Here is a 22,345-nt window from a genome sequence, read left to right as displayed (position 1 = left end):
ATCCTCTCGAAAAAACGCCGCCGCCCTTTTTCACCGCCGGGAATCCATACGCCGTTTCACCGGCGGAACGCTATTCGGTCTTGAATTCCTTCTCGAACGACTGCCCGGAACTCATCAGCACGCCGACCATCTTCAACTGGTCGACGTTGTCGCAGATGATCTTGATGATACCGGCGATCGGCATGGAAAGCAGCGCCCCCGCCACGCCCCAGAGCCAGCCCCAGAGCAGCAGCGAAACCAGGATCATGACCGGACTGAGATTCATGCTGTCGCCCATCACCTTGGGCGTGATGATGTTGCCGATCGTCACCTGTACCGACAGAATCACGCCGATCGTCATGAAGACCTGCGGCGGGATGCCGAACACAGCGCCGGCCGCCGCAGGATAAAACTGTACGATCGAAATCAGGATCGGCGGCACCGAAGCGACGATCGAACCGACCGTGGGAATGAAGTTCAGGAAGAACGCCAGCACGCCCCACGTCGGCGCGAAATCGACGCCGATCCAGCTCAGCCCCAGCCAGATCAGGATCCCCGTCGCGCCGCTGATCAGCGTCATCACCGAAAGGAAACGACCGATCTGCGTCGAGATCGAATCGAGGATGTTCATGACCTGTCCGCTCTTCTGCGGAAACGCCTTGCGCATTTTATACTCCACGTAGGGACTGCCGAAGAGGATGAACATCAGAAAGACGATCACCATCACCGTTTTGGACAGGATCGTGACGATCGACCCCGACAGCGCGATGATATAGGAACGCAGCGCCCCGCCCCAGTCCACGCCCCGCAGGTAGGTGGCGGTGATGTTGTATTTGGCCGAGAACTGGTTCCAGATGGCGACGAGCTGTTCGTAATAGTTCATGAACTTGTCGGTCGAACCGACGAACAGCTGGCTCAGGAAGCTGCCCGCCTGCGACGTGATGTACAGCAGCAGCGCCAGCAGCAGGAACGTGGTGATTTCGACCGGCACTTTCAGACGCGTCATGAAACGCACTCCCGGCGCCATGATATATGAAATGATCCAGGCGATCACCAGAGGCAAAAAGACGTTCTGCGCCGCCTGCAGGACGACTCCCACGGCGATCACCGTCAGCACGGCGACACAGCCTGTTAAAATCTTCAGGTCTTTCAACTTTCGCACTCCTTCTCAGAAAATCAAAAATCTCCAATCTTTTTCTTATTATATCCACATTCCCCATAAAAAAAAGGACGCCTTTGCGAAAAAGGCGTCCTTTTGAGATTTCCGGAGATATTTCCGGAATCGTCGGGACGAGATTAATCTTCCGTGAAAACGGTCTGCTCGGTCACCGGGGTCTGCAGAGCCTTGAGGGCGCGGGTGACCAGGCGGTAACGGAGCGCGAACTCCTCCTCGGGCTTCAGCGCGGGGTTGCCGAGGGGGTGAGGAATGGCGACCGTGGGGATCAGACGGTTGGCGCCGACGCTCAGGGAGATCGGGACGATCGTCAGCATATGGACCACGGGGACGTCGGCGTTTTCCTCAATAGCTTTGACCATCGTTGCACCGCAACGAGTGCAGGTGCCTCAGGTGGAGGTGAGGATGACCGCGTCGACCTTGCCGTGCAGCTTCTTGCCGATTTCCGTGCCGAAACGCTTGGCGTTGGCGACGCCGGTGCCGTTGCCGACGGTGGTGTAGAAGAAATCGTAGAGCTTGCCGATCTTGTGTTCCTTCTCCAGCTTGCGCATCACGTCGACGGGCAGCACGCGGTCGGGATCCTCGTTGGCGTAGGTCTGATCGTAACCGCCGTGAGCGGTCTGATACTCGCCCTGCTTCAGGTCCTCGACGCCGGCGATGTTGTACTCGCCGTAGTTCTGGGCGCTGGAAGCGGCGATGTGGTCGGGATTGCCAAAGGGCACGATGCCGCCGGAAGTGACGAGCGCGATCGTGGCCTTGCTGACGTCATTGAGGGCCGGCCGGGGCTCGACGCGGTCGAACACGGGCATGGCGTACTCGGTCTCGAACTTCTCGCCCTTGAGTTTGCTGATCAGCATCTTCACGGCGCGCTCGGCGCCGACTTCGTCGTAGAACTTGTTGACGCGCACGCCGCGCTCGATATAGCCCTCTTCCTTGGGCGTGCCGAGCTTTTCGCCCTTCATCTGGCGCAGGATGATGCTGGCCATGACGGGCACGGCCTTGCCCATGCCGCGGGCGCTGTCGGCGGCGCTGACGATGTAGGTGTACTTCTTGTACAGGTCGACGCCGGGGTTCTCGACGTACATGGCGGAAACGGTGGGAATGCCCAGCTTCTCGCCCACGGCCTTGCAGACGGCGCCGCAGGCGGTGCCGTAGCGGCCGGCGTTGAAAGCGGGACCGGCGACGAAGCCGTCGGCGTTGTACTTCTTCATGGCCTCGACCACGAAGTCGGAAGCGGCGTCCATGTTCTCGGCGAAGTAGGAGTCGCCGCAGATGATGGTGGCGACGATTTCGGCGCCGTCCTTCTTGAGGAAATTGTTCAGCGCCATACCGGGGCCGACGACGCCTTCGCGCACTTCAGGCGCGATGTCGGCCTTTTCTTCTCCGCCGATGCCGGCGAAGAACTGGTTGATATAATGAACTACTTTATAAGTCATAAGTTCCCCTCCTTAAGAGTCTGTCCTTGGAAAAAGGGATTCGCGCGTCTTGGCCGCGAACTAGATCGTGTAAGCGCCGTTTTTGGTGAAGCCGACTTCGCTGGTGGCGCCGGTGATGATCTGGATCTCGGCGAAGATGCTGCCGTCCTTCTTCAGCGAGCCGAAGAAACCGCCGGCCATGACGTCGGCGAACTGGGTGTCGCCGATGATTCTGTCCATCGGAGGCAGGGTGATGGTGGCGTTGGCGTTGCCGGCGGTGACGCAGGCGTCGCCTTCGGGGCAGGTGTCGGCCAGAGACTGGGAGGCGCCGTCGCGGTTGGCGTACTCGTCGGTGACGAGGACCGTCTTGATGCCCTTGCGCTCGCACTTCCAGCAGTTCATGACCAGATCGGCGTCGGGGTTGCCGAAGCCTTCCTCGGAAATGACGGCCGCGTCGGCGCCAAGAGTCTGGGCCAGCTTGACGGCGTAGGAGCTGCTGCGCTTCTTGTCGGCCAGCGTCACGTTCTCGTTGGTGATGACGACGCCAATGAAGTTCAGATCCTTGCCGTGGTGCTCGTAAAGGCTCTTGATGATGGGGTTGTTCAGATGCACGTAAGTGCTGTTCTTGTCGCAGGCGGACACGCAGTTGCCGGAGCAGATGGCGCCGTCCATGACTTCGGTGGCGTTGATCACCGAGGGGATGATCTTCTTGGCGTCGACGCCGTAGACGTAGGTGTCGTGAAGCAGTCCCTGGGTCTGCAGCATGTAGATGTAGGCGACCTTGGGCAGTCCGGGATAGGCGGCCAGGGCATCCTTGTAGCAGGGAGCCTCGAACGTCTCGACCTTGTCGGCCTTGAATCCGGCCTTCTTGATCTGCTGGGCGATGAAGACGGCGGCCTTCAGGCCGGCCATGCGGCAGCTCGTCTCGCGGTTGTGGTTCTCGAGCCCCTCGACGGGGTTCAGGACCAGAACGATGTTCTTGGTCTTGGAGAACGGCGTGAATTCGGCGCCGGGGCCGGACATGTCGACGATGCCCTCCTGCGGGGCGATGAGGCGGCCGGTGGTGACCACGGCGGCGCCGTCGAGGACCAGAGTGGAACCTTCGCCGACGGTGTCGACGTCGCCGATCATGCCGGGGAACACCTCATTGGTGCCCTCGATCTTGCAGCGGGGCTCGACAACGTCCTTCACGGGCATGATGCGGGTCTTTTCGCCCGGATGGGCCAGTTCCACATCGACACTGGCGAGACGATCGTCATCCATCAGATGGTCGATGATGGCCTTCTTGTTGATGGTGAGCACTCCGCCTTTGACGGAGAATTCGTCCCCAAACGCGATCTTGTCAATCTTTACCTTATGGAGTTCAAGCTTCAAGATAACTCCTCCCTTCTGAATGTTACCCATGCCCCTCGTCGGGGCACTGATGCCGGAAAAATCCGGCGGCGCGCGGTACCTGTATCGTTAGATCATGGCCAGAAGAGATTCCACGCTCTGCCCAGCGGAGGGAACCGCTCCGTGCCCGGATAAAACGCTAGCGGATCAGATCGTTCTTGAGAAGCGTCTCCTTCATCAGCTCGAAGTCGATCTCGGAACAGTCGGCCGACATCCGGGGCGGCGTCTGCGCCGGAGTCAGCGGGTGGGGATCGTTCGCGTAGACGAGCCCGGCCTCTTCGATCAGGTTGAGGCCGTATTCGTCGAAGCCCGATTTTTCGTCTTTTTTGAGCAACAACGTGCGAAAGGGCTGCTGATGCGGACGAAAGTTGCCGTACAGCGGATGGTTCTGCAGAACCCATCCCTTGTGGATCAGGTCGCGCCCGGCTGCGATGACGTCTCTCCCGGCGCCGGCGACGAACTGCACGGGCAAATCGGCGCGGTCCTTGTAGCGCGGGTTGTTCGTAAGCAAAATAAAGCGACAGGACATCACGCTCACCTCTCTGGTGGTCATGAGTCTCTGTCGTACGATTCGCACGTATATTCAGAGCGGCGTCCGCTCGGGATCCTTTGTGCCTGAGAGTTTCCGCAATGAAAAAACGTTTTGCGTTGCCCCTTCGGCGTCCGACGCTCACAAAACAGGTCGGAATCTCTCTCCCGAATTTCTCTCGCCACGTTCATTTTACAACCAACGAGAAAAATATCAAGTTTTTTACGATCGCTCAGTAATGTTTTTTATGAAAGAACAGTCGATCCAAAAGTACGAGGAATACACCAAAACCGCAAAAAGGCAAATTTATTTTGTGCATTTTAAACAAACGCCTCGAAGAAAGAAATATTCTTACGACATTCTGTCACAACATAAAGATTTACGGCCTTTATTTTTCATTTAAAAATACAAACCCATTCACGACAAAAAACATCCCGCCGCGCCCTCCTCCCCGCGCCGATTTCCACTCCGGAACTCACGCGGCGTCCGATGCAAAAAGCCCGCGCGAAACGCGCGGGCTTTTTCGTTGGGCGAGGTTATTCGCAGAGCTTCTTGACGTTCTCTTCGATCTGCTCGATGGTGACCGTGTCACCGCTGAGACGGGCCACTTCGGCGCCGTTCTTGAAGAACAGGAAGGAAGGAAGGCTCATGACCTTGAGGGCCATGGCGACGCGGCGGCCGCCGGCGATGTTGACCTTGCACAGGTCGACCTTGTCGGCATACTTCTCGGCGAGAGCTTCGACGCTGGGCATCAGGGCAAGGCAATGAGTGCACTTGGGGCCCCAGAAATCCATAAACATGGGTTTGTTTTTGCTGGCTTCGATCGCCGCTTCATACGTCTCTTTCGTAAGTTCGACTGCCATAGTGAATCCACTCCTTGAAAGGTGTTTTTGTCCGCGCAGTTCGTGCGGCTTGTACCGTTTCATTTTAACGCCAGAATCGGTTACGTCAATGACGCAAAATGAATAAGATATAAACGCCTCAAAGTTCAAACATGCAACAAATTGGAAAAACGTTTCGGGCGGGATGCAACTGCCGTGCGGCGAAAGCGTTTCGCCGTTGTATAATTAACGAAGGGTTTTCGAAAAAAAAGGGGGCGGACAGATGTGTCTCGCAGTGCCTCACAGAATTGAAGAGCTTTGCGGCGACGGCAGCGCGATCGCTTCGGCCGGCCCGATCCGCCGTTCGATCCGCGTCGACCTGCTGGACGCGCCGGCCGTGGGGGATCTCGTGCTGGTGCATGCCGGTTTTGCCATCGAAAAAGTCGACGAACGCGACGGCGTGGAACTGGAAGCGCTCTGGGCCGAAATCCGGGAAGGCGCCGGCGATGCGGGGCAGCTTCCTTTCTAGCGCCGCGCGGACGTTGGCGGAGCTGGCCCGGCGCACGGGACCGGTCACGCTAATGGAAGTCTGCGGCACTCATACGGTGTCGATCTTCCGCAGCGGCCTGCGCTCGCTGCTGCCGGAAAACGTCGCGCTGCTTTCCGGCCCCGGCTGCCCGGTCTGCGTCACCGATCAGGCCGACGTCGACCAGGCCATCGCGGCGGCTTCGCTGCCCGGCGTGGCGTTGTGCAGCTACGGCGACATGATCCGCGTGCCGGGACGAGGCGGCTCGCTGCGCGAAGCGGCGGCCCGCGGCGGCGACGTGCGCGTGGTCATGAGCGCCTTGGACGTGATCCCGCTGGCTCTGCGCGAGCCGCAGCGGGAGTTCGTTTTTTTCGCCGTCGGCTTCGAGACGACGACGCCGCAGACGGCCCTGTTTCTTCAAGAAGCGAGGCGTCTCGGCGTCGGCAACGTTTCCGTGCTGGTCGAGCATAAGCGGGTCCTCCCGGCGCTCGAGCTGCTGGCGCAGGATCCGCGGACCGGCGTGAAGGGTTTTCTGCTGCCGGGGCACGTCTCGAGCATCATCGGGCTGGAGCCTTACGGGATCCTGGCCGAAAAGTACCGCCTCGCCTGCGCCGTGGGCGGCTTCGAGGGAGAGCAGATCCTGCTGGCGTTGTGCGCGCTGCTGTCGCAGATCGCGCGCCGGAAGCCGCAGGTCGTCAACGCCTATCCGAGCGGCGTGCGCGATCACGGCAATCCGCGCGCCCGGGCGCTGATCGACGAGTGTTTCACGCCCTGCGACAGCGTCTGGCGCGGCCTGGGCACGATCGGGATGTCGGGGCTGAAACTGCGCGCCCCGTACTCCCGCTGCGACGCCCGCGCCAAGCTGGAGCTGCCGCCCGCCGTCAGCGCGCCCATTCCCGGCTGCCGCTGCGGCGAGGTGCTGCGCGGCCGACTCGCGCCGCCGCAGTGCGCTCTTTTTGGAAAGGCCTGCACGCCGCAGGAGCCCGTCGGCCCCTGCATGGTCTCGTCGGAAGGAAGCTGCGGCGCGTGGTACCGTTACGGCCGCCGGGGAGGAAGACTATGAGCGAACTGATCTCGTTGGGCGAAGGAAGCGGCGGCCGCCTCACGGCCGATCTCATCGCCTCCGTCATAAAGAACTTCGCCGCCTGCGACGGCCAGAAAGGCGGCTGCGAAGACTGCACGTTTATAGAAGGGGACCTGGCCGTCACCACCGACGGCTTCACGGTCTCGCCGCGGTTTTTCCCCGGCGGCGACATGGGGCACCTGGCCGTCTGCGGCGCCACGAACGACCTGGCGGTGCGCGGCGTCAGGCCGCAGTGGCTGACGCTGGGCATGATCATCGAGGAAGGGCTGCCGCGCGCGGAATTGCTGCGCCTCGTGCGGAGCGCCGCCCTCCAGTGCGAAGCCCTCGGCGCCACGCTGGCGGCCGGCGACACGAAAGTGGTGCCTCGCGGCGCCTGTGAAGGCGCGTTTTTCAACGTCACCGCCCTCGGCCATGCCGTCACGCCCCGGCCGCTGGGCATGAACCGCCTGCGTCCCGGCGACGCGCTGATTCTCTCCACCACGCCGGGACGCCACGGCGCGGTCATCGCCGCGCTGCGCTACGGACTCGACCGCGGCGGCCTGGAAAGCGACTGCGCCGCCCTCTGGCCCCTGCTGGCGCCGTTGTTGCCGCTCGAGGGCCTGCGCTGCATGCGCGACTGCACGCGCGGCGGCCTCGGCACCGTGCTCTGCGAGTGGGCCGAAGCCGCGGGCCTCGGCATGGAGATCGAAGAGGAACGCCTCGCGCTCCATCCCTCCGTCGCCGCCATCTGCGACATCCTCGGTTTCGATCCGCTCTACCTCGCCAGCGAAGGCTGCGCCCTGATCGCCTGCGCCCCGGCAGAAACGGAAAATGCGCTCGCGCGGCTCCGCCGCCATCCGCTGGGGCGCGACGCCGCCCTTATCGGCACCGTCACGGCGGAACACGCCGGGCTCGTGGGCATGAAGACCCGGCTCGGCGGCTCCCGCATCGTCGACATGCCCGTCGGCGAGATCCTGCCGCGGATCTGCTGACGAAATTCCCTCCGACGCGCGCCAAAATGAAAAGCGGGCGCCTCCCGAGAAGGCTCCGTCGCGCGGGACGATCTCCGACCGCCGCGCGGCCTGCGCCACCCGCTTTGCGGATCTCTCGAAGTCGTATGAGCAAAAAGACGGCAGATCAGCAAAATTTCAGCGCAATATTTTTGCTGAAATTTTGCTGATCTGTTTGTTTATTTGGCGATTCTATCAGCTAAAACACAATTTTTCTTTGTTTATTCACTTCTATTCGTTGATTTTGTTTGTTCATTTATGATATGATATGTTCATCGGGAGGTGACGTTTCATGTTAAGCGAAGAATTAGTCCAGCTGATCCAGTCGCTCCGCCAACAAAAGGCGGAATCCCGGACCATCGAGGTCAAGGCAGCTCACGACGGCTGTCCGCAAAAACTGTACGGCACGCTGTCCAGCTTCTCCAATCAAGACAGCGGCGGCGTTATCCTTTTCGGACTTGACGAAGCCAAAGAGTTCGCTCCTGTGGGAGTGTACGACCCCCAGGACTTGCAAAAAAAAGTGACCGAACAGTGCCAACAGATGGAACCGCCGGTACGGGCCGTCTTCACCTTCGCCGAAATGGACGGCCTGCCGGTCTGTGCGGCGGAAATCCCCGCCGTCGATCTTTCGGAACGCCCTTGCTATTACAAAGGCACGGGAAGCTTGAAAGGCTCCTTCGTTCGCGTCGGCGACGCAGACCTGCCGATGACGGACTACGAACTGTACAGCTACGAAGCGTTCCGCCGCCGTCTGCATGACGACGAACGCCCCGTCGAACGCGCCACGTTGCAGATGCTGGATCAAAACCAACTCCATCGATATCTTTCACAAAAGCGTTTTGAACGTCCCGGCTTCAGCCAGCTTTCCGAAGCGCAGGCCTATGAAATGCTGAACATCACCCGTGGCGGAGCTCTCACTCTGGCCGCCGTGATGACGTTCGGCCTGTATCCGCAGGGATTCTTCCCTCAACTGGCGATCACCGCTGTGGTCGTTCCCGGTACGCGCATCGGCGACGTCGACGCCGGGCGCGCCCGTTTCATCGACAATAAAAGGATCGAAGGGTCTCTGTCCGCCATGGCGGAAGAAGCTCTCGCTTTCTGCAGCCGCAACATGAAGGTGCGGACCGTCGTCGACGCGCAGACAGGAGAACGGCGCGACGTCCCAGAATACCCGCTCATCGCGATCCGCGAAGCCATCCTCAACGCGCTGATCCACCGCGACTACAGCCTCCATACCGAAGGGACGCCCATACAGATCGACTTTTTCACCGATCGGCTCGAAATCCACAGCCCCGGCGCGCTCTATGGCCGCATGACCGTCGAACAGCTGGGACAGGGGCGGCCCGATCTGCGCAACTCCACGCTGGCAGTCATGGCCGAGACGCTGACGCAGGCCGAGAATCGTTATTCCGGCATCCCCACCATGCGCCGCGAAATGGCGGCCATGGGGCTGCCCGAGCCGGTTTTCGAAAATCGCCGCAACGAATTCGTCGTCACGTTCTACAACCGCAGCCGGAACGATCGGCCTGTCGGCGTAGACGAACTGCCCGACAGCGCGGCGCGCCTGCTCGAATTCTGCCGGATCCCGCGTACCCGTCGCGAGATCGCCGATTTTTTAGGCATAAAAACCGTGTTCTACGTCACGCAGCGTTACATCACGCCGCTGCTTGATGCCCGGCTTCTCGCCATGACGCTTCCCGAAACTCCGAAGAGCCGGAAGCAGAAATTCCGCGCCGCCGTACAAAGATAAATCTCGAGAAACATTAACAAAGAGGACTTCCCGCGCGCGGGGAGTCCTCTTTGTTTGTTACATCAGTCCCTGGATCAGGATCGCCAGGATCAGCAGCGGCAGCACGAACTGAAAATATGGCTTGAAGCGGCGGCTCATCTTGATGCCCGCGCCTTTGTTGCACTCCGCCAGGTATTTGTCGAAGCCCCAGCCCCATTTCGTCACGCAGAACAGCAGATAGATCAGCGACCCCAGCGGCAGCAGCAGATTGCTGACGATAAAGTCCTCGCTGTCGAGCACGTCGCGCGAACCGAGGATGCGCACGTCGCTCCACAGATTGTAGCCCAGCACGCAGGGCACGCTGGTCACGAGCACGAAGGCGCAGTTGAACCACACGGACTTGGTACGCGACCAGCCGAAGTTGTCCATGCAGGCGGCCAGGATGTTTTCGAACACGGTGATCACCGTCGAGAAGCTGGCGAAGGTCATGAACAGGAAGAACAGCGAGCCCCACAAACGGCCCGCCTCCATGTTGATGAAGACCTTGGGCAGCGTGAGGAAGATCAGCGACGGGCCGGCGTCGGGCTGCACGCCGAAGCTGAAGCAGGCGGGAAAGATGATCAGTCCGGCCATGAACGCCACGAAGGTGTCGAGCGCAACGATGCGCACGGCCTCGCCGGTCAGCGTGAACTGATCCGACATGTAGCTGCCGAAGATCTCCATCGAGGCGATGCCGAGGCTGAGCGTGAAGAACGACTGGTTCATGGCCGCCATGATCACGGTGCCGAGCCCGGAAGCCTTCATGCGCTCCACGCTGGGCAACAGATAAAAGCGCGCCCCTTCCCCAGCCCCGGCAGCAGCAGACTGTGCACCGCCAGCACCACGATCAGCGCCAGCAGGCCGAGCATCATCCACTTGGTGACCTTCTCCAGCCCCTTCTGCATCCCCATGGAACAGACCAGAAAGCCGCCGATCACCGTCAGCGCCATGCACAGCGCCATCTCCTCGGGATTGCCGAGCATGCCGCCGAAGACGCCGTTCACCTTCTCGGCCGCCATGCCGTCGAACGTGCCGAAAGTGAACTTGAAGAAGTACGACAGCATCCAGCCGGAAACCGTCGTGTAGTACATCATCAGCAGATAGTTGCCCGCCACGCAGAACCAGCCGTGCACGTGCCATTTGCTGCCGGCCGGCTCCAGCGTCTCGTAGCCCTTGACGGCGCTCTTGCGGCTGCCGCGTCCCACCGCCAGCTCCATCGTCAGCACGGGAATGCCCATACAGATCAAAAACAGCAGGTAGAACAGCACGAAAATGCCGCCGCCGTTCTGCCCCACCAGCCAGGGATACTTCCACACGTTGCCGATGCCGATCGCGCACCCGGCGCTGACCAGGATGAAACCGATCCGCGACTTGAAACTCTCTCGTTCCATACCCTTCACTCCTCAAACGACAAGATCTTCAGAACAGGCGAAAAATTCCGTCTCGCCGTTTTTCTGAAAAGTTAGCGGCATTATAGCACATGTGCCACGTTTTGAGGGGCATTTTTTTCATAATTCAGCACATTGCGAGAATACGACGAAAAAACAGCGGCGATGAACGCCTGCGGAAGGCGGCGCGGTCGGGGCCGTCGGGGGGGCCCCTGGCAAACGCATCCGCAGCCCACGAGGATTTCGCGGGGGGCGAATCCAGCGCCGGCCAAAACCGACCTCAACAAACCTGCCGCCCGCCGTCGGCCTAGAGCTTCGCCGCAGGCCGTCATTTGCTCAGCAGGGCGGCTCCGATAGCGCCGGCAAAGCGGGCGTCCGGGGCCGTCCTCACATCCGCCCGCAACGCCGCGGACAGTTTGCGCACCATCAAAGGGCTTTCGCAGAAGCCGCCCGTGAGGAAGTAAACGCCGGATGCCGCCTTCCGCCCCGCCAGAGTCGCGACCTTGGCGACGACGGAACGGACGGCCCCGCAGGCAATGTCTTCCCGCGGCGTCCCCAAGCCCATCAGGCTGACGATCTCCGACTCCGCGAAGACCGTACACATGGAGGAGATGGTGATTTCCCGCCCGTGTTCCGCCAAGTCGAACAGTTCCGGCATGGTGAGCCCCAGACGGTTGGCCATGATCTCCAGAAATTTTCCCGTCCCAGCGGAGCATTTGTCATTCATGATGAAGTCCGTCACCCGTCCGCCCCGCGTGAGGATAACTTTGGTGTCCTGACCGCCGATGTCGATGACAGCGAGATCCTTTCCGCCAAGGAAACAGGCTCCCCTGCCGTGGCAGGTGATCTCCGTCAGCGTCTCGTCGGCATAGGGGACCGAAACGCGCCCGTACCCCGTGGCCGTAATACGGAGTTCCTCCCGCGCGTAGCCAAGAGAGCGCAGCCAATCCAGGAACTCCGCCGCGGTCTCGCGGCCGTTCCAGCCACTGGGCATGATTTTCCGTTCCAGAATCCGTTCCTTCGCCTCATCCATCACCACGGCCTTGCTGGCCGTGGAGCCGATGTCAATGCCCGCATAACGCACTGCCGTCATCTCCCTTTCACGGCCGGCTCGCCAAGACGACGAGAGACGCCGCCGAACAGACGTCCCGTCATCTTTCCGGCTCTCAATTCGTCATCATCTCGATGAAGGCGCCCAGACGAGTCTCGATCTGACCGCCGTCCGACCGGGAGAAATCGGTATCGACGCGGAGATAGGGAAGTCCAAGCTGCTCGTTGATCGTCCTCCACGTGTGATACGCTTCCACGGCGAAAGTATGGCAGCCCTGGAGGACGATCTCGAGAACCCCGTCGACCTGGTACTCCGAGACCAGATGTTTCAGGTCGTCGAAGCGCCCTTCGTTGGGAGACATCACGGAACAGTTGATCTTCAGATACCGCTCGGCCAGAGCCTCGTAAGGGTCCTTTTCCTCGTCCACCATAAAGCGAAGCGTCCGCGGCCCGGCGCAATGGTCAGAGCAGACGTAGTCCGCCCCCAGATCCTCCAGCCTGCGAATCAGCTTCTCACGCACTCCCGTGTTGGGGCAGCCGGTGACGAGAACGCGCGGACGGTTTTCGGCCCCCTCGCGGATGCGCGACCGGAACTCACGGGTCTTGGCCTCCAGCTTTTCGATAAGGCTGTCATCCGTAAAGTGGAAGTCGGCGGACTCGGAAACCGTAGTCAGTTCATACCCGGAGACCGGGGACGGCTTTACCTTGGCGACCTCGTAAAGGCCGATGAGGGCCTTTCTGACCCGATTGCGGTACACGATGGCGTCGTGCAGCTTCTCCTCGGTGATCCTGACGCCGAAAAGCTTTTCCAGAAAGGAGGCGGTCAGACGAATCTCCTCGGTCCAGGACTCCAGAGCGAGAGCGTGATCCTTGCCCTGCGGCAGCTTCATGACGTGAACGGGTTTGATCTCGCCCAGAAGCTCGTACGTCTTCTTTTTGCCGTCGCAAGTCGTCTCAGCCAGTACGCCGTCGGAAAAATAGAAGAACGGGCATTGCTCGGTCATGGCCAGCCCATAGCTGGACTTGATCAGGGGACACAGTGTTTTTGGTAGCCGCGTTTCCGCCTCCATGATGCCCTGCTCGCTGTTCCCGCAGAGCCCGACCGGAATGGCTCCGACCGCGTGAATCAGCTCGGTCGGCGTATAGGAACAGAACGTTCCCACGACCTTTTTCCCTTTCTTCTTCTCCTCGTAGAGCGCCAAAAACGCGTTTCTCCGCTTTTCATCATAGGTTTCGAAATCTTTCGGCAGCGTCAGCATGCCTCGTGCCCCCCTTGAAATGATTCGGATTCTTGGATTTCCTTACAACAGAACCGGCGCGTTTTTTCCTCACGTTCGCGGCAGACGCCGATTTTCCCCGATGCGGGGCGTCACTCCGTGAACCAGTTGCGCCACCTTCGCATCTCGTATTCCTGCACGTTCCCGCGGCTCAGACGCTCGATGGCCCAGTCCATCCGGCGCAGCAGGAGCGCTTTGTGCTCCGGCAGACGCCCTTTCAGCGGAAAGGCGTTGGTCTTGTGGGTCCCGTCGTAGACGGTCGGTATCTCCAGCAGCGAGAGAAGACGCCGCCCCTCGCCCAGAGCCTCGAGCGGCCGAAGCCGCTTGAACTCGCCCGCGCGCACGCGCTCCGCCAGACGGGCTCCCCTGAACAGTACCAGGTTCACCACCGTCAACTCGAAGGGATGCGCTCCGTTCAGCAGGCTTGCCGTCTCGGCGATGTGCTCGTCGGAAAGAGCCCGTCCCCCCAGCCCCAGGATGACGTAGACTGAATAGCTTATCCCGGCGGCGTCGAGCTTCCTCATGGCCTCGGCGTTCCCGGCACGCCCCACGCCCTTCTCGTGATAGCGGAGCACCCGCTCCGACCCCGACTCGATCCCCAGGCACAGGCGGTCGTATCCGGCCGCGCGCAGGATCTCAAGCTCCTCCGCCGACTTTTTCATCACGTCGTCCGCCCGTGCGAAGCAGGAGACGGACTCGCACTCGGGAAAGGCGCCGCGCAGCTCCCCGGCGATCCACAGCAGTTTCTCCGCGGGCAAACAAAACGGGTTCCCTCCAGACAAAAGACAGCGCCGCACGGGCCGGCGGTCGTATTTGTGGAGAAAACGCAATTTCCCGACCTTGTCCCGTATCTCCGGGCAGGAAAGCTCCCGGTAGGCCAGCCCGTGATTCAGGTCGCAGAAGAGGCAGCGGCCATAGCTGCACCCCACGGTGACGGGAAGCTGCACGGCTCGGGATTCCGCCATCGGCACGTAGTAAAAGGCGCCGTATTCTTCGTAAAGCTCTTTTCTGAACCGCGCCGCAGTCTCGACGAAATCGCGGTCCACGCCGTCAGGCCCCGTGCCCCGGCGGAAGCGATCCGGCATTTGCGCTGCGCTTGACACCGGCGCGCCTCAGGCCACGGAGCCTACGAACTTGCGCACTCTCGGGTTATCGCTGCCGAAGATCTCCCGCGGAGCTCCTTCGAGGGCGATTCCCCCGTTGTCTATGAACAGGACGCGGTCCGAGATCTCCTGCGCGAAACGCATCTCGTGCGTCACGATGAGCATCGTCATGCGATGCTCCGAGGCCAGCTTCCGGATGACTTCCAGCACCTCGTTGACCAATTCGGGATCGAGGGAGGAAGTGGGCTCGTCGAAGAGCATGACCCTAGGCTTGACGGCCATGGCCCTGCCGATGCCGATCCGCTGCTGCTGCCCGCCCGACAGGTGGGCCGGATAGACGTCGCGCTTGTCGAACAGTCCGATGACCTTCAGAATCCTCTCGGCCTCTTCCCTGGCCTCGCCGCAGGGGATCTTCTGCACCTGCGTCATGGGCTCCATGATGTTTTCAAGCGCCGTCTTGTTCCGGAACAGGTTGTAGTTCTGGAAGACCATGGCGGCCTTCCTGCGCAGCGCGTAAACGTCCCTGCGGCGGCTCCGGGCAGCGTCCACGCTGACGCCGTCGATGGCGATCACTCCCGCGGTGGGACGTTCCAGATAGTTGATGCACCGCAGCAGGGTGGATTTGCCCGTTCCCGAAGGGCCGATGATCGAGATGATCTCGCCCTCTGCGACCGAAAGACTGATGTCCTTCAGGACCTCGAGCGCGCCGAAGCTTTTTTTCAGCCCGGAGACCGTCAATATGGGCAGCCGGCTCATCTACCGCCCCTCCTGCACATAGGGCCTGTTCATATGGCGTTCCAGCAGCGACTGCACGTAAGAGACGACGGCGAGGATGACCCAGTAGATGAGCAGCAGGGCAATGAACCCTTCCAGATAACGATAGGTCAGGTTGACCTCGTTTTTGGCACAGGACGTCATGTCCATGACGCCCACGGTGAAGGCCAGCGACGTGGACTTGAACAGGTTGGCGAACGAATTGACCATGCCGGGGACGGCGACGCGCGCCGCCTGAGGCACTACGATGCGGCGGATCGTCTGCCACGGCGTCATGCCGATGGAGATCCCCGCCTCGAACTGCCCTTTGTCGACCGAACTGATGGCACCGCGGATGTTCTCGCCCATATAGGCCGCGAAACTGAGCGAAAGCACGATGACGACTGCCCAGAAGCTGGACAGACTCCTGACGGTCATGGAGATCTGCGCGAAACCGTAATAAAAGACGAAGAGTTGCGCGATAAAGGGCGTGCTGCGAAAAAACGACGTGAACACGACGGAAAACTGCTTCATCACGGGAACGTTGTAGTATCGGACCGCGGCCAGAAAAAAGCCGATCAGCACGGCGAAGATCAGCGAGATGAAGGCCATCGAAACCGTGTTCTTGAATCCCGAAAAGATGATCGTGAACATCCTCAAAAAATAGTCGAACTGGAAAATCATACGCGCTTTCCCTCTTTTCAATCAGCCGACACGATGCGGCAGGCGTCCTTTTTCGGGATGCCTGCCGCATCGTCCGGGAACAATCTTTTACGAAAACGCTACTTCGAATGAGCGGCCTGGTAGTCCCTGGCCGGTTTCGTTTCCATCACGTCCACGCCGAACCACTTCTTGCACAGCTCGGCATAGCTGCCGTCGTCGATCATCTGAGTCAGAGCTTCGTCCGTCAGCTTCAGAAGCGACCGTCCCCGCTCGGTGCGGGCGAACGGATAGGCGTTGACTTCGGTGTAGATAGGATTGTCGAGGTCAACGAACTTCAGCTTGAGCGCGGGATTCCGCTTCAGTTCGTAAGGCAGCTCGATAAACGCGCTGGGGCAGGCGTCGATACGTCCGACCGACACTTCGGAGAAAATGTTCTTATCGGACTCGTACACAAATTTTTTCACCTTGTTGTCGGGATCCAGCGCCGCGACAAACTCGTTCATAGCGCTTCCCTCAGCCAGCGCGATCGTTTTCCCCGCCATATCCTTCCACGATTTGATCTCTTCATTGGATTCGGCCACGGTCAGAAAGTATGGGCTGAAGAAAAACGGCCGCGAAAAGTCATATTTCTGCTGGCGCGCCGGCGTGATGCTGATCTGTTTGGCAACCGTATCGACCCGGCCGAGATCGAGCTCGGCAAAGGTCGCGGGGATGTCGAATCTTAAAAACTCAACCTGATAGCCAAATTTCTTTCCGATCGCTCGCCACAGCTCGATTTCGAAACCAGACCATTCTTTCGCGGCGGCGTCGTACATGGTAAAAGGCGCGTAAGTTCCCGGAGTCGCCACGCGAATTACCTTGTCTCCCGCGGCGAAGGCGGCGTCAAAAGTCATCAGTACGGCAGCCAGCAGGATAGCCAGCAATCTCTTGTTCATAAAAATCATTTCCCTTCTCTGATGTTTATAAAATCCCTGTAATCTTACTGCGCGCGTTTCTGCCGGTATTCCTTCGCCGGCTTCGTCTCCATAACGTCCATCCCGAACCACTTCTTGCACAGCTCGGCATGACTGCCGTCGACGATCATCTGCGAAAGCGCTTCGTCCGTCAGCTTCAAGAGCGCCTGCCCTCGCTCGGTGCGGGCAAACGGGTAGGCGTTGACCTCGGTGTAGATGGGATTGTCGAGATCGACGCTCTTCAGTTTCAAAGCGGGATTTCTCTTCAAATGATAAGGAAGCGTCAGGAACGGATATGGTGTCGCCGTCACGCGCCCCATGGAAACGTCCTGAAGCATGCTGCCGCTGGTCTCGTAAACGGCGCGGCGTACTTTGTTCTCAGGATCGCGTGCGGCGATAAACTCGATCATGGCGTCGCCTTCGCGCAGGGCGATGCTTTTGCCCTCCAGATCCTTCCACGTTTTGACTTCGTCGTTGGATTCGGCCACCGTCAGCGAATACGGACTGAAGAAGTACGGCTGCGTGAAGTCGTATTTCTGCTGCCGCGCCGGCGTGATGCTGACCTGTTTGGCGACGGTGTCCACATGGCCGAGATCCATTTCCGCAAAGCAGGCGGGCATGTCGATGCGCACAAAATCAACCTTGTATCCGATCCGCGCGCCGATGGCGTTCCACATGTCGATCTCAAAGCCCGACAACGTTTTGGTCAGTTCCTCATACATCGTAAACGGCTGATAGGTGCCAGGCGACGCCACGCGGATCACCCGATCCTCCGCAGCGAAGGCGGACGCGCCGAAAAACGTCATAAGAGCGACCGTCAAAACAGCGCTCAGTTTCTTGTTCATGGATATCATTTCCTTTCTTACGACAATAAAACAGCGGCGGTCTTACCGCGCGTTTTTCTGCCGGTACGCCTTCGCCGGCTTCGTCTCCATCACGTCGAGGTCGAACCATTTTTTGCAGAGTTCGGAATAGCTGCCGTCGGCAAGCATTTCCGTCAAAACCTCGTCCGTCAGCTTCAGAAGCGCCTGCCCCCGCTCGGTACGGGCGAACGGATAGGCGTTGACCTCAGTGTAGATGGGGTTGTCGACGTCCACGGACTTGAGCTTCAGCTCGGGATTCTTCTTCAGACGGTAAGGCAGGATCAGGTACGCGAACGGATATGCGTCCACGCGCCCCGTCGCGGTTTCGTGCAGCGCGCTGTTACCCGACTCGTAGATGGCCTTCTTCACTTTATTGTCGGGATCGAGCAGCGCCACAAACTCGTTCATGGCGCTGCCTTCCCGAAGCGCGAGCGTCTTGCCTTCCATATCCTTCCAGGAGGCGATCTCGTCGTTGTCTTCCCTCACAGTCAGGCAGTAAGGACTGAAGAAGAAAGGCTGCGTGAAGTCGTATTTCTGCCGGCGGGCCGGTGTGATGCTGATCTGTTTGGCCACGGTATCCGCTCGTCCCAAGTCCACCTCGGCGAAGGCGGCCGGCGTGTCGATGTGGATAAACTGGATCTGATACCCTATTTTCTCGCCAATCGTTCGCCACAGCTCGATTTCAAAGCCAGACCATTCTCGAGTCAACTCTTCGTACATAGTGAAAGGCGCGTAGTTGCCGGGCGTAGCGACGCGAATCACCCGATCCTCCACGCCGTTTTCCGCGGCGAAGGCCTCCAGCGAAACGCCAAGGACAGAAAACAACATGACGAACACGATTGAAGCGAACTTTTTTTTCACGATCTTTTCCCCTTTATTAATTCATGATATTTATTCCTAACAGGAATTTTAGTTTAAAGCCGTTGGCGTGTCAAGGACGGCGTGGGAAATGTCGGTCCTTTTCAAAACAAAAGACGGCAAGATACGGAAATGCGGGCGAAAGCCGATGGTCCGGCTTTCGCCCGCATTCACGCCGCCAAAAACAAAAAAACGGGCTTTCAGCGCGACTATGCTGAAAGCCCGTGAACATTCTGGCTCCTCGAGCAGGACTTGAACCTGCGACCTAGTGATTAACAGTCACCCGCTCTGCCGACTGAGCTATCGAGGAATTTTATGGAGGCGGCACCCAGATTCGAACTGGGGATAAAGGATTTGCAGTCCTCTGCCTTACCACTTGGCTATGCCGCCGGTCTCTTAACGTCAAAATGGAGCGGAAGACGGGATTTGAACCCGCGACCCCAACCTTGGCAAGGTTGTGCTCTACCCCTGAGCTACTTCCGCATCGGATGGTGGCGAGACCCAGAATCGGACTGGGGACACGGGGATTTTCAGTCCCCTGCTCTACCAACTGAGCTATCTCGCCGTGCAATGGCGGGGCTGAAGAGACTCGAACTCTCGACCTTCGGCGTGACAGGCCGACGCTCTAACCGACTGAGCTACAACCCCTATTGGATGGTGGGCGATACAGGGATCGAACCTGTGACCACCTGCTTGTAAGGCAGGCGCTCTTCCGCTGAGCTAACCGCCCCTGTATGCCGCCTCGCTAGCACGAGGAAGATTCTATCATCATGCTTTGGACCTGTCAAGTTCGGTTTCGCAAAAACCTCGCGCCGCCCGAGCGCGCTCAGCGCTCTCTTTCAGCCAGCAGACGCGCCGCCGCGCCGCCCATGAACGCCTCTTTTTCCCGCTCGTCCAGGCCGCAGCCCCGCAGCCGCGACGCGAAGCGCTCGCGGTCCAGGATCGGCCAGTCGGTGCCGTACAGCATCTTGTCCAGCGCGCCGGCGGCCTTCGCCGCGGCGAGCACGCGCGCGTCGTACAGGAACGGCCAGGCGGCCGTGTCGTACCGGGCGTTTTTGAGCGCAAGTTTCATCTCCGGCATGGTCTCGTACAGCCAGAGGCCGCCGCCGAAGTGGGCGAAGATCACCCTGACGCCGGGATGGTTCAGGCAGAACGCCGCGGCTTCCTTGGGCCCGACGTTGCCCTTGCCGTCGTAGTCGTGCCCCACCGGCTCGGCCGTATGCACGTTGAGCAGCAGCCGGCGCTCCTCCAGCACGGCGGCCAGGCGCCACGTCTGGCGCCGGTCGCCGAGATCGAAGTTCTGCCCCTGCGGAAACAGCTCGCCGATGCCGATCAGCCCGGCGTCGGCGCAGCGCTCCGCCTCGGCGGCAAACCCCCGCGTCAGCGGCGAGACCGAGGCGAAGCCCTTCAACCGCCCCGGATAACGCCGCACGGCGTCGATCACGTAGTCGTTGCAGATCGCGCACAGCCCGGGATCGCGGAACGCGAAGCCGAAGATCCACGACTGCTCGACGCCCGTCTCGTCCATGCGGCGGATCAGCTGATCCGCCGTGCCCCATTTATGGACCCTGTTGTGCGTGAGCAGATCGAAATGCGGCTCCCTTTTCGAAATCAACTCCTGATCCCTGACGAACTGTTCGGGATACACGTGGACGTGCACGTCGATTACCGGTGTCATGACCATTCCTCCTCGCCGTCTCGCCCGCATCATAACAAAAAAAAGGGGATCCCGCCAGCGACGGGGTCCCCTTTTTCAGGCACATTTTTTCGTATCGGGCGATTAAGCGAGCACGACGGTCGCGCCGGTGCCCTCGAACTGCTTGACGAGAGCTTCGGCGTCTTCCTTGGACAGGCCTTCCTTGATCGGTTTGCCGGGGTTCTCGACAAAGTCCTTGGCGTCCTTGAGGCCAAGGCCGGTGACTTCGCGGACGACCTTGATGACCTGGAGTTTCTGGGCGCCGACTTCCTTCAGCACCACGTCGAACTCGGTCTTCTCCTCGGCGGCGGGAGCGGCAGCGCCGGCAGCGGCGCCGCCCGCGGCCATCATCACGGGCGCGGCGGCGGAAACGCCGAACTTCTCTTCAAGGGCCTTCACCAGGTCGGCCAGGTCAAGAACGGACATGCTTTCAATCGCGGAAATGATCTCATCTTTGGTCATAGTAATTTTCCTCCTCGGGAAATTTGTTCAGGCGGCCTCAGGCCGCCGGATTCTCGGATGTGCGCTCTCGGAGCGCGGTCACGCTGCTTTTACGCAGCTTCTTTCTTCTTGTCGGCGATCGCGGACAGCGCGGTCACAAGGCCGCGGGGCAGGCCGGACAGAACCGTAACGAGGCCGCGGAGCGGGCTGGCGATGGAGCCGACCGCCTTGGCGATGAGCTCGTCGCGGGAGGGCATGGCGGCCAGAGCTTTGACGTTGTTGAGGTCCAGCAGTTCCTTCCCCATCACGCCGCCCTTGATGACGAACGCGGCGTTTTCCTTCACTTCGCTGAAATCCTTGATGGCCTTGGCCACGGCGGGGCTGTTGTCGGCGGCGACGACGTAGAGGTTGGGCCCCTTCATCATCTTCACGTCCTTGGCCAGTCCCACTTCGTCGAGAGCGATCTCGGCAAGCCGGTTACGGGCCACTTTCGCCTTGCCGCCGGCAGAGCGGATCGCCTTGCGCAGCGCGGAAGCCTGAGCCACGGTCAGACCGCGGTATTCGGCGACGAAAATCGCCTCGGCGCCGCTGAACAGATCTTTCAGTTCGGCAACCTGATCAACTTTATACTGTGCGGGCAAATCGATTCACCTCCTCAAATAAAAATCTTCCCCGCCTCCGCAGGCAGGGAAGATTGAACGCCACAATACGCGCGCACGGCGCAGCATGAAGTCGTTTTACATTCCGAACCTCGGTGGGCGGCAAACCTTTGTACCCGAAGGTACCCACTGTCTTAAGTTCACAGTTGTGGATTATACCCGAAGGGATAAAAAAAATCAACCCTCGCTTGCGCGAGAGGTTGACGAAGGGCGAAACCTTATTCGGCGGCAGCCGCGCAGATTTTTTCCGCGTCGGCGGCGTCGATGCGCACGCCTACGCCCATGGTCGTGGACAACGTCAGGGACTTCACGTAAGCGCCCTTGACGGCGACGGGGCGGGACTTGAGCACCGCGGCGTAATAGGCCTTGATGTTCTCGAGGATCTTGTCCTTGCCGAAGCTGGCCTTGCCGATGGCGTTGTGCAGGATGCCGAACTTATCGACGCGGTACTCGACGCGGCCGGCCTTGATCTCCTTGACGGTCGAGCCGACGTTGGCCGTGACCGTACCGGCTTTGGCGCTGGGCATCAGCCCGCGGGGGCCGAGCACCTTGCCGAGAGGGCCGATGAACTTCATCATTTCCGGCGTGGCGACGACGGCTTCGAAGTCCATCCAGCCGCCCTTGATCTTGTCGACCAGATCGGTGCTGCCGACGTAATCGGCGCCCGCTTCCTGAGCTTCCACGTTTTTGTCGGTGGAAGTCAGGACGACGACGCGCTTCGTCTTGCCGGTGCCGTTGGGCAGGCCAACGGTGCTGCGCACCTGCTGATCCGCCTGACGGGGATCGACGTTCAGACGGACGTGGATCTCCACGCTCTCGTCGAACTTCGCGTTCGCGGCCGAAAGGGCCAATTCGATGCCCTCTTCGAGGCCGTACGCCTTGAGGGGCTCCAGCTTCTTGAGAAGCTCGGCGCGTCTCTTGCCAATTTTTGCCATTGTTTTTTCCTCCTTGTGGTGATGACGGC

The 22,345-nt window shown here is 60.2% G+C and carries 23 protein-coding genes, 6 tRNA genes, 1 riboswitch and 1 other annotated feature; of the genes, 4 read left to right on the top strand and 25 right to left on the bottom strand.

Features of this window, described 5'->3' with window-relative positions; genetic code table 11:
• Nucleotides 1–70: 70 nt before the first annotated feature.
• The 5 genes from RAH42_RS03445 to RAH42_RS03425 form a co-directional block, all read right to left on the bottom strand.
• Complete coding sequence (locus tag RAH42_RS03445) at nucleotides 71–1,141, bottom strand: AI-2E family transporter (RefSeq protein ID WP_233543542.1); 1,071 nt, start codon at nucleotides 1,139–1,141, stop codon at nucleotides 71–73.
• Nucleotides 1,142–1,275: 134 nt separating this feature from the next.
• Nucleotides 1,276–2,589 (bottom strand): glycine reductase complex selenoprotein B, encoded by a 1,314-nt coding sequence (grdB, locus tag RAH42_RS03440; RefSeq protein WP_296428759.1) that lies wholly within the window; start codon nucleotides 2,587–2,589, stop codon nucleotides 1,276–1,278.
• 60 nt (nucleotides 2,590–2,649) lie between these two features.
• Nucleotides 2,650–3,942 carry a glycine/sarcosine/betaine reductase component B subunit gene (locus RAH42_RS03435; protein WP_296428760.1) on the bottom strand — a complete coding sequence of 431 codons (1,293 nt, stop codon included), beginning with the start codon at nucleotides 3,940–3,942 and terminating at the stop codon, nucleotides 2,650–2,652.
• A gap of 157 nt (nucleotides 3,943–4,099) precedes the next feature.
• Nucleotides 4,100–4,489 (bottom strand): GrdX family protein, encoded by a 390-nt coding sequence (locus tag RAH42_RS03430; protein ID WP_296428761.1) that lies wholly within the window; start codon nucleotides 4,487–4,489, stop codon nucleotides 4,100–4,102.
• Nucleotides 4,490–4,552: 63 nt separating this feature from the next.
• A riboswitch (glycine riboswitch) is annotated at nucleotides 4,553–4,667 on the bottom strand.
• Nucleotides 4,668–5,025: 358 nt separating this feature from the next.
• The gene (locus RAH42_RS03425; RefSeq protein ID WP_078016873.1) at nucleotides 5,026–5,352 is read right to left on the bottom strand and encodes a thioredoxin family protein; all 327 of its coding nucleotides are present in this window, start codon (nucleotides 5,350–5,352) and stop codon (nucleotides 5,026–5,028) included.
• Nucleotides 5,353–5,593: 241 nt separating this feature from the next.
• On the opposite strand from RAH42_RS03425, the gene RAH42_RS03420 reads away from it, so the two are divergent.
• The 4 genes from RAH42_RS03420 to RAH42_RS03405 all read left to right on the top strand — a co-directional run bounded on the left by RAH42_RS03420 (nucleotide 5,594) and on the right by RAH42_RS03405 (nucleotide 9,659).
• On the top strand, nucleotides 5,594–5,839 hold the full coding sequence (locus tag RAH42_RS03420; protein ID WP_317539974.1) for a HypC/HybG/HupF family hydrogenase formation chaperone: 246 nt from the start codon (nucleotides 5,594–5,596) through the stop codon (nucleotides 5,837–5,839).
• Entirely contained in the window at nucleotides 5,817–6,899 is a 1,083-nt protein-coding gene (hypD, locus tag RAH42_RS03415; protein WP_317539973.1) for a hydrogenase formation protein HypD, read from the top strand. Before RAH42_RS03420 ends, hypD begins: the two co-directional genes overlap by 23 nt.
• Nucleotides 6,896–7,891 carry a hydrogenase expression/formation protein HypE gene (hypE, locus tag RAH42_RS03410; protein ID WP_296428763.1) on the top strand — a complete coding sequence of 332 codons (996 nt, stop codon included), beginning with the start codon at nucleotides 6,896–6,898 and terminating at the stop codon, nucleotides 7,889–7,891. Before hypD ends, hypE begins: the two co-directional genes overlap by 4 nt.
• Before the next feature lie 310 nt (nucleotides 7,892–8,201).
• Entirely contained in the window at nucleotides 8,202–9,659 is a 1,458-nt protein-coding gene (locus RAH42_RS03405; protein ID WP_317539972.1) for an ATP-binding protein, read from the top strand.
• 57 nt (nucleotides 9,660–9,716) lie between these two features.
• On the opposite strand, the gene RAH42_RS03400 is transcribed toward RAH42_RS03405, so the two are convergent.
• The 20 genes from RAH42_RS03400 to rplA all read right to left on the bottom strand — a co-directional run bounded on the left by RAH42_RS03400 (nucleotide 9,717) and on the right by rplA (nucleotide 22,316).
• A complete protein-coding gene (locus RAH42_RS03400; protein ID WP_317540240.1) occupies nucleotides 9,717–10,451 on the bottom strand; it encodes a sodium-dependent transporter in 735 nt (244 codons plus the stop codon).
• The gene (locus tag RAH42_RS03395; protein ID WP_317539971.1) at nucleotides 10,439–11,068 is read right to left on the bottom strand and encodes a hypothetical protein; all 630 of its coding nucleotides are present in this window, start codon (nucleotides 11,066–11,068) and stop codon (nucleotides 10,439–10,441) included. Before RAH42_RS03395 ends, RAH42_RS03400 begins: the two co-directional genes overlap by 13 nt.
• A gap of 325 nt (nucleotides 11,069–11,393) precedes the next feature.
• Nucleotides 11,394–12,158 carry an acyl-CoA dehydratase activase gene (locus RAH42_RS03390; protein WP_296428793.1) on the bottom strand — a complete coding sequence of 255 codons (765 nt, stop codon included), beginning with the start codon at nucleotides 12,156–12,158 and terminating at the stop codon, nucleotides 11,394–11,396.
• A gap of 73 nt (nucleotides 12,159–12,231) precedes the next feature.
• A complete protein-coding gene (locus RAH42_RS03385) occupies nucleotides 12,232–13,374 on the bottom strand; it encodes a double-cubane-cluster-containing anaerobic reductase (protein ID WP_317539970.1) in 1,143 nt (380 codons plus the stop codon).
• 110 nt (nucleotides 13,375–13,484) lie between these two features.
• Complete coding sequence (locus RAH42_RS03380; protein ID WP_296428791.1) at nucleotides 13,485–14,477, bottom strand: radical SAM protein; 993 nt, start codon at nucleotides 14,475–14,477, stop codon at nucleotides 13,485–13,487.
• A gap of 27 nt (nucleotides 14,478–14,504) precedes the next feature.
• On the bottom strand, nucleotides 14,505–15,251 hold the full coding sequence (locus RAH42_RS03375) for an amino acid ABC transporter ATP-binding protein (RefSeq protein ID WP_317539969.1): 747 nt from the start codon (nucleotides 15,249–15,251) through the stop codon (nucleotides 14,505–14,507).
• Nucleotides 15,252–15,932, bottom strand: coding sequence for an amino acid ABC transporter permease (locus RAH42_RS03370; RefSeq protein ID WP_317539968.1), 681 nt, complete (start codon nucleotides 15,930–15,932; stop codon nucleotides 15,252–15,254).
• Between the two features lie 98 nt (nucleotides 15,933–16,030).
• On the bottom strand, nucleotides 16,031–16,846 hold the full coding sequence (locus tag RAH42_RS03365; RefSeq protein WP_317539967.1) for a transporter substrate-binding domain-containing protein: 816 nt from the start codon (nucleotides 16,844–16,846) through the stop codon (nucleotides 16,031–16,033).
• Between the two features lie 44 nt (nucleotides 16,847–16,890).
• A complete protein-coding gene (locus tag RAH42_RS03360) occupies nucleotides 16,891–17,709 on the bottom strand; it encodes a transporter substrate-binding domain-containing protein (RefSeq protein WP_317539966.1) in 819 nt (272 codons plus the stop codon).
• Between the two features lie 42 nt (nucleotides 17,710–17,751).
• A complete protein-coding gene (locus tag RAH42_RS03355; RefSeq protein ID WP_317539965.1) occupies nucleotides 17,752–18,588 on the bottom strand; it encodes a transporter substrate-binding domain-containing protein in 837 nt (278 codons plus the stop codon).
• Nucleotides 18,589–18,819: 231 nt separating this feature from the next.
• Nucleotides 18,820–18,895: transfer RNA gene (locus RAH42_RS03350), tRNA-Asn, on the bottom strand.
• A 6-nt stretch (nucleotides 18,896–18,901) separates the two neighbouring features.
• Nucleotides 18,902–18,975, bottom strand: a tRNA-Cys gene (locus tag RAH42_RS03345).
• A gap of 18 nt (nucleotides 18,976–18,993) precedes the next feature.
• Nucleotides 18,994–19,068, bottom strand: a tRNA-Gly gene (locus RAH42_RS03340).
• A gap of 6 nt (nucleotides 19,069–19,074) precedes the next feature.
• A tRNA-Phe gene (locus RAH42_RS03335) sits at nucleotides 19,075–19,150 on the bottom strand.
• Nucleotides 19,151–19,156: 6 nt separating this feature from the next.
• Nucleotides 19,157–19,233 (bottom strand) — tRNA-Asp (locus RAH42_RS03330).
• Nucleotides 19,234–19,240: 7 nt separating this feature from the next.
• Nucleotides 19,241–19,315, bottom strand: a tRNA-Val gene (locus RAH42_RS03325).
• A gap of 96 nt (nucleotides 19,316–19,411) precedes the next feature.
• The gene (locus tag RAH42_RS03320; protein ID WP_296428789.1) at nucleotides 19,412–20,263 is read right to left on the bottom strand and encodes an amidohydrolase family protein; all 852 of its coding nucleotides are present in this window, start codon (nucleotides 20,261–20,263) and stop codon (nucleotides 19,412–19,414) included.
• Nucleotides 20,264–20,365: 102 nt separating this feature from the next.
• Nucleotides 20,366–20,743 (bottom strand): 50S ribosomal protein L7/L12, encoded by a 378-nt coding sequence (gene rplL / locus RAH42_RS03315; RefSeq protein WP_078016866.1) that lies wholly within the window; start codon nucleotides 20,741–20,743, stop codon nucleotides 20,366–20,368.
• Between the two features lie 89 nt (nucleotides 20,744–20,832).
• Nucleotides 20,833–21,363 (bottom strand): 50S ribosomal protein L10, encoded by a 531-nt coding sequence (gene rplJ, locus RAH42_RS03310; RefSeq protein WP_078016865.1) that lies wholly within the window; start codon nucleotides 21,361–21,363, stop codon nucleotides 20,833–20,835.
• Between the two features lie 10 nt (nucleotides 21,364–21,373).
• Nucleotides 21,374–21,538, bottom strand: a sequence feature (ribosomal protein L10 leader region).
• A 61-nt stretch (nucleotides 21,539–21,599) separates the two neighbouring features.
• A complete protein-coding gene (gene rplA / locus RAH42_RS03305; protein WP_078016864.1) occupies nucleotides 21,600–22,316 on the bottom strand; it encodes a 50S ribosomal protein L1 in 717 nt (238 codons plus the stop codon).
• Between the last annotated feature and the right edge of the window lie 29 nt (nucleotides 22,317–22,345).

Source organism: Pyramidobacter sp. YE332 (assembly GCF_033060595.1).
Lineage (GTDB): Bacteria > Synergistota > Synergistia > Synergistales > Dethiosulfovibrionaceae > Pyramidobacter.
Note: the sequence above shows the minus strand (reverse complement) of the source record. Positions and strands in the feature narration are given on the sequence as shown.

Coding starts and splice junctions, on each gene's coding strand:
- RAH42_RS03430 (WP_296428761.1), bottom strand. CDS start 4,489: ATGTCCTGTCGCTTTATTTTGCTTACGAACAACCCGCGCTACAAGGAC.
- RAH42_RS03425 (WP_078016873.1), bottom strand. CDS start 5,352: ATGGCAGTCGAACTTACGAAAGAGACGTATGAAGCGGCGATCGAAGCC.
- RAH42_RS03420 (WP_317539974.1), top strand. CDS start 5,594: ATGTGTCTCGCAGTGCCTCACAGAATTGAAGAGCTTTGCGGCGACGGC.
- hypD (WP_317539973.1), top strand. CDS start 5,817: ATGCGGGGCAGCTTCCTTTCTAGCGCCGCGCGGACGTTGGCGGAGCTG.
- hypE (WP_296428763.1), top strand. CDS start 6,896: ATGAGCGAACTGATCTCGTTGGGCGAAGGAAGCGGCGGCCGCCTCACG.
- RAH42_RS03405 (WP_317539972.1), top strand. CDS start 8,202: ATGTTAAGCGAAGAATTAGTCCAGCTGATCCAGTCGCTCCGCCAACAA.
- RAH42_RS03395 (WP_317539971.1), bottom strand. CDS start 11,068: ATGGAACGAGAGAGTTTCAAGTCGCGGATCGGTTTCATCCTGGTCAGC.
- RAH42_RS03390 (WP_296428793.1), bottom strand. CDS start 12,158: ATGACGGCAGTGCGTTATGCGGGCATTGACATCGGCTCCACGGCCAGC.
- RAH42_RS03385 (WP_317539970.1), bottom strand. CDS start 13,374: ATGCTGACGCTGCCGAAAGATTTCGAAACCTATGATGAAAAGCGGAGA.
- RAH42_RS03380 (WP_296428791.1), bottom strand. CDS start 14,477: ATGCCGGATCGCTTCCGCCGGGGCACGGGGCCTGACGGCGTGGACCGC.
- RAH42_RS03375 (WP_317539969.1), bottom strand. CDS start 15,251: ATGAGCCGGCTGCCCATATTGACGGTCTCCGGGCTGAAAAAAAGCTTC.
- RAH42_RS03370 (WP_317539968.1), bottom strand. CDS start 15,932: ATGATTTTCCAGTTCGACTATTTTTTGAGGATGTTCACGATCATCTTT.
- RAH42_RS03365 (WP_317539967.1), bottom strand. CDS start 16,846: ATGAACAAGAGATTGCTGGCTATCCTGCTGGCTGCCGTACTGATGACT.
- RAH42_RS03360 (WP_317539966.1), bottom strand. CDS start 17,709: ATGAACAAGAAACTGAGCGCTGTTTTGACGGTCGCTCTTATGACGTTT.
- RAH42_RS03320 (WP_296428789.1), bottom strand. CDS start 20,263: ATGACACCGGTAATCGACGTGCACGTCCACGTGTATCCCGAACAGTTC.
- rplL (WP_078016866.1), bottom strand. CDS start 20,743: ATGACCAAAGATGAGATCATTTCCGCGATTGAAAGCATGTCCGTTCTT.
- rplA (WP_078016864.1), bottom strand. CDS start 22,316: ATGGCAAAAATTGGCAAGAGACGCGCCGAGCTTCTCAAGAAGCTGGAG.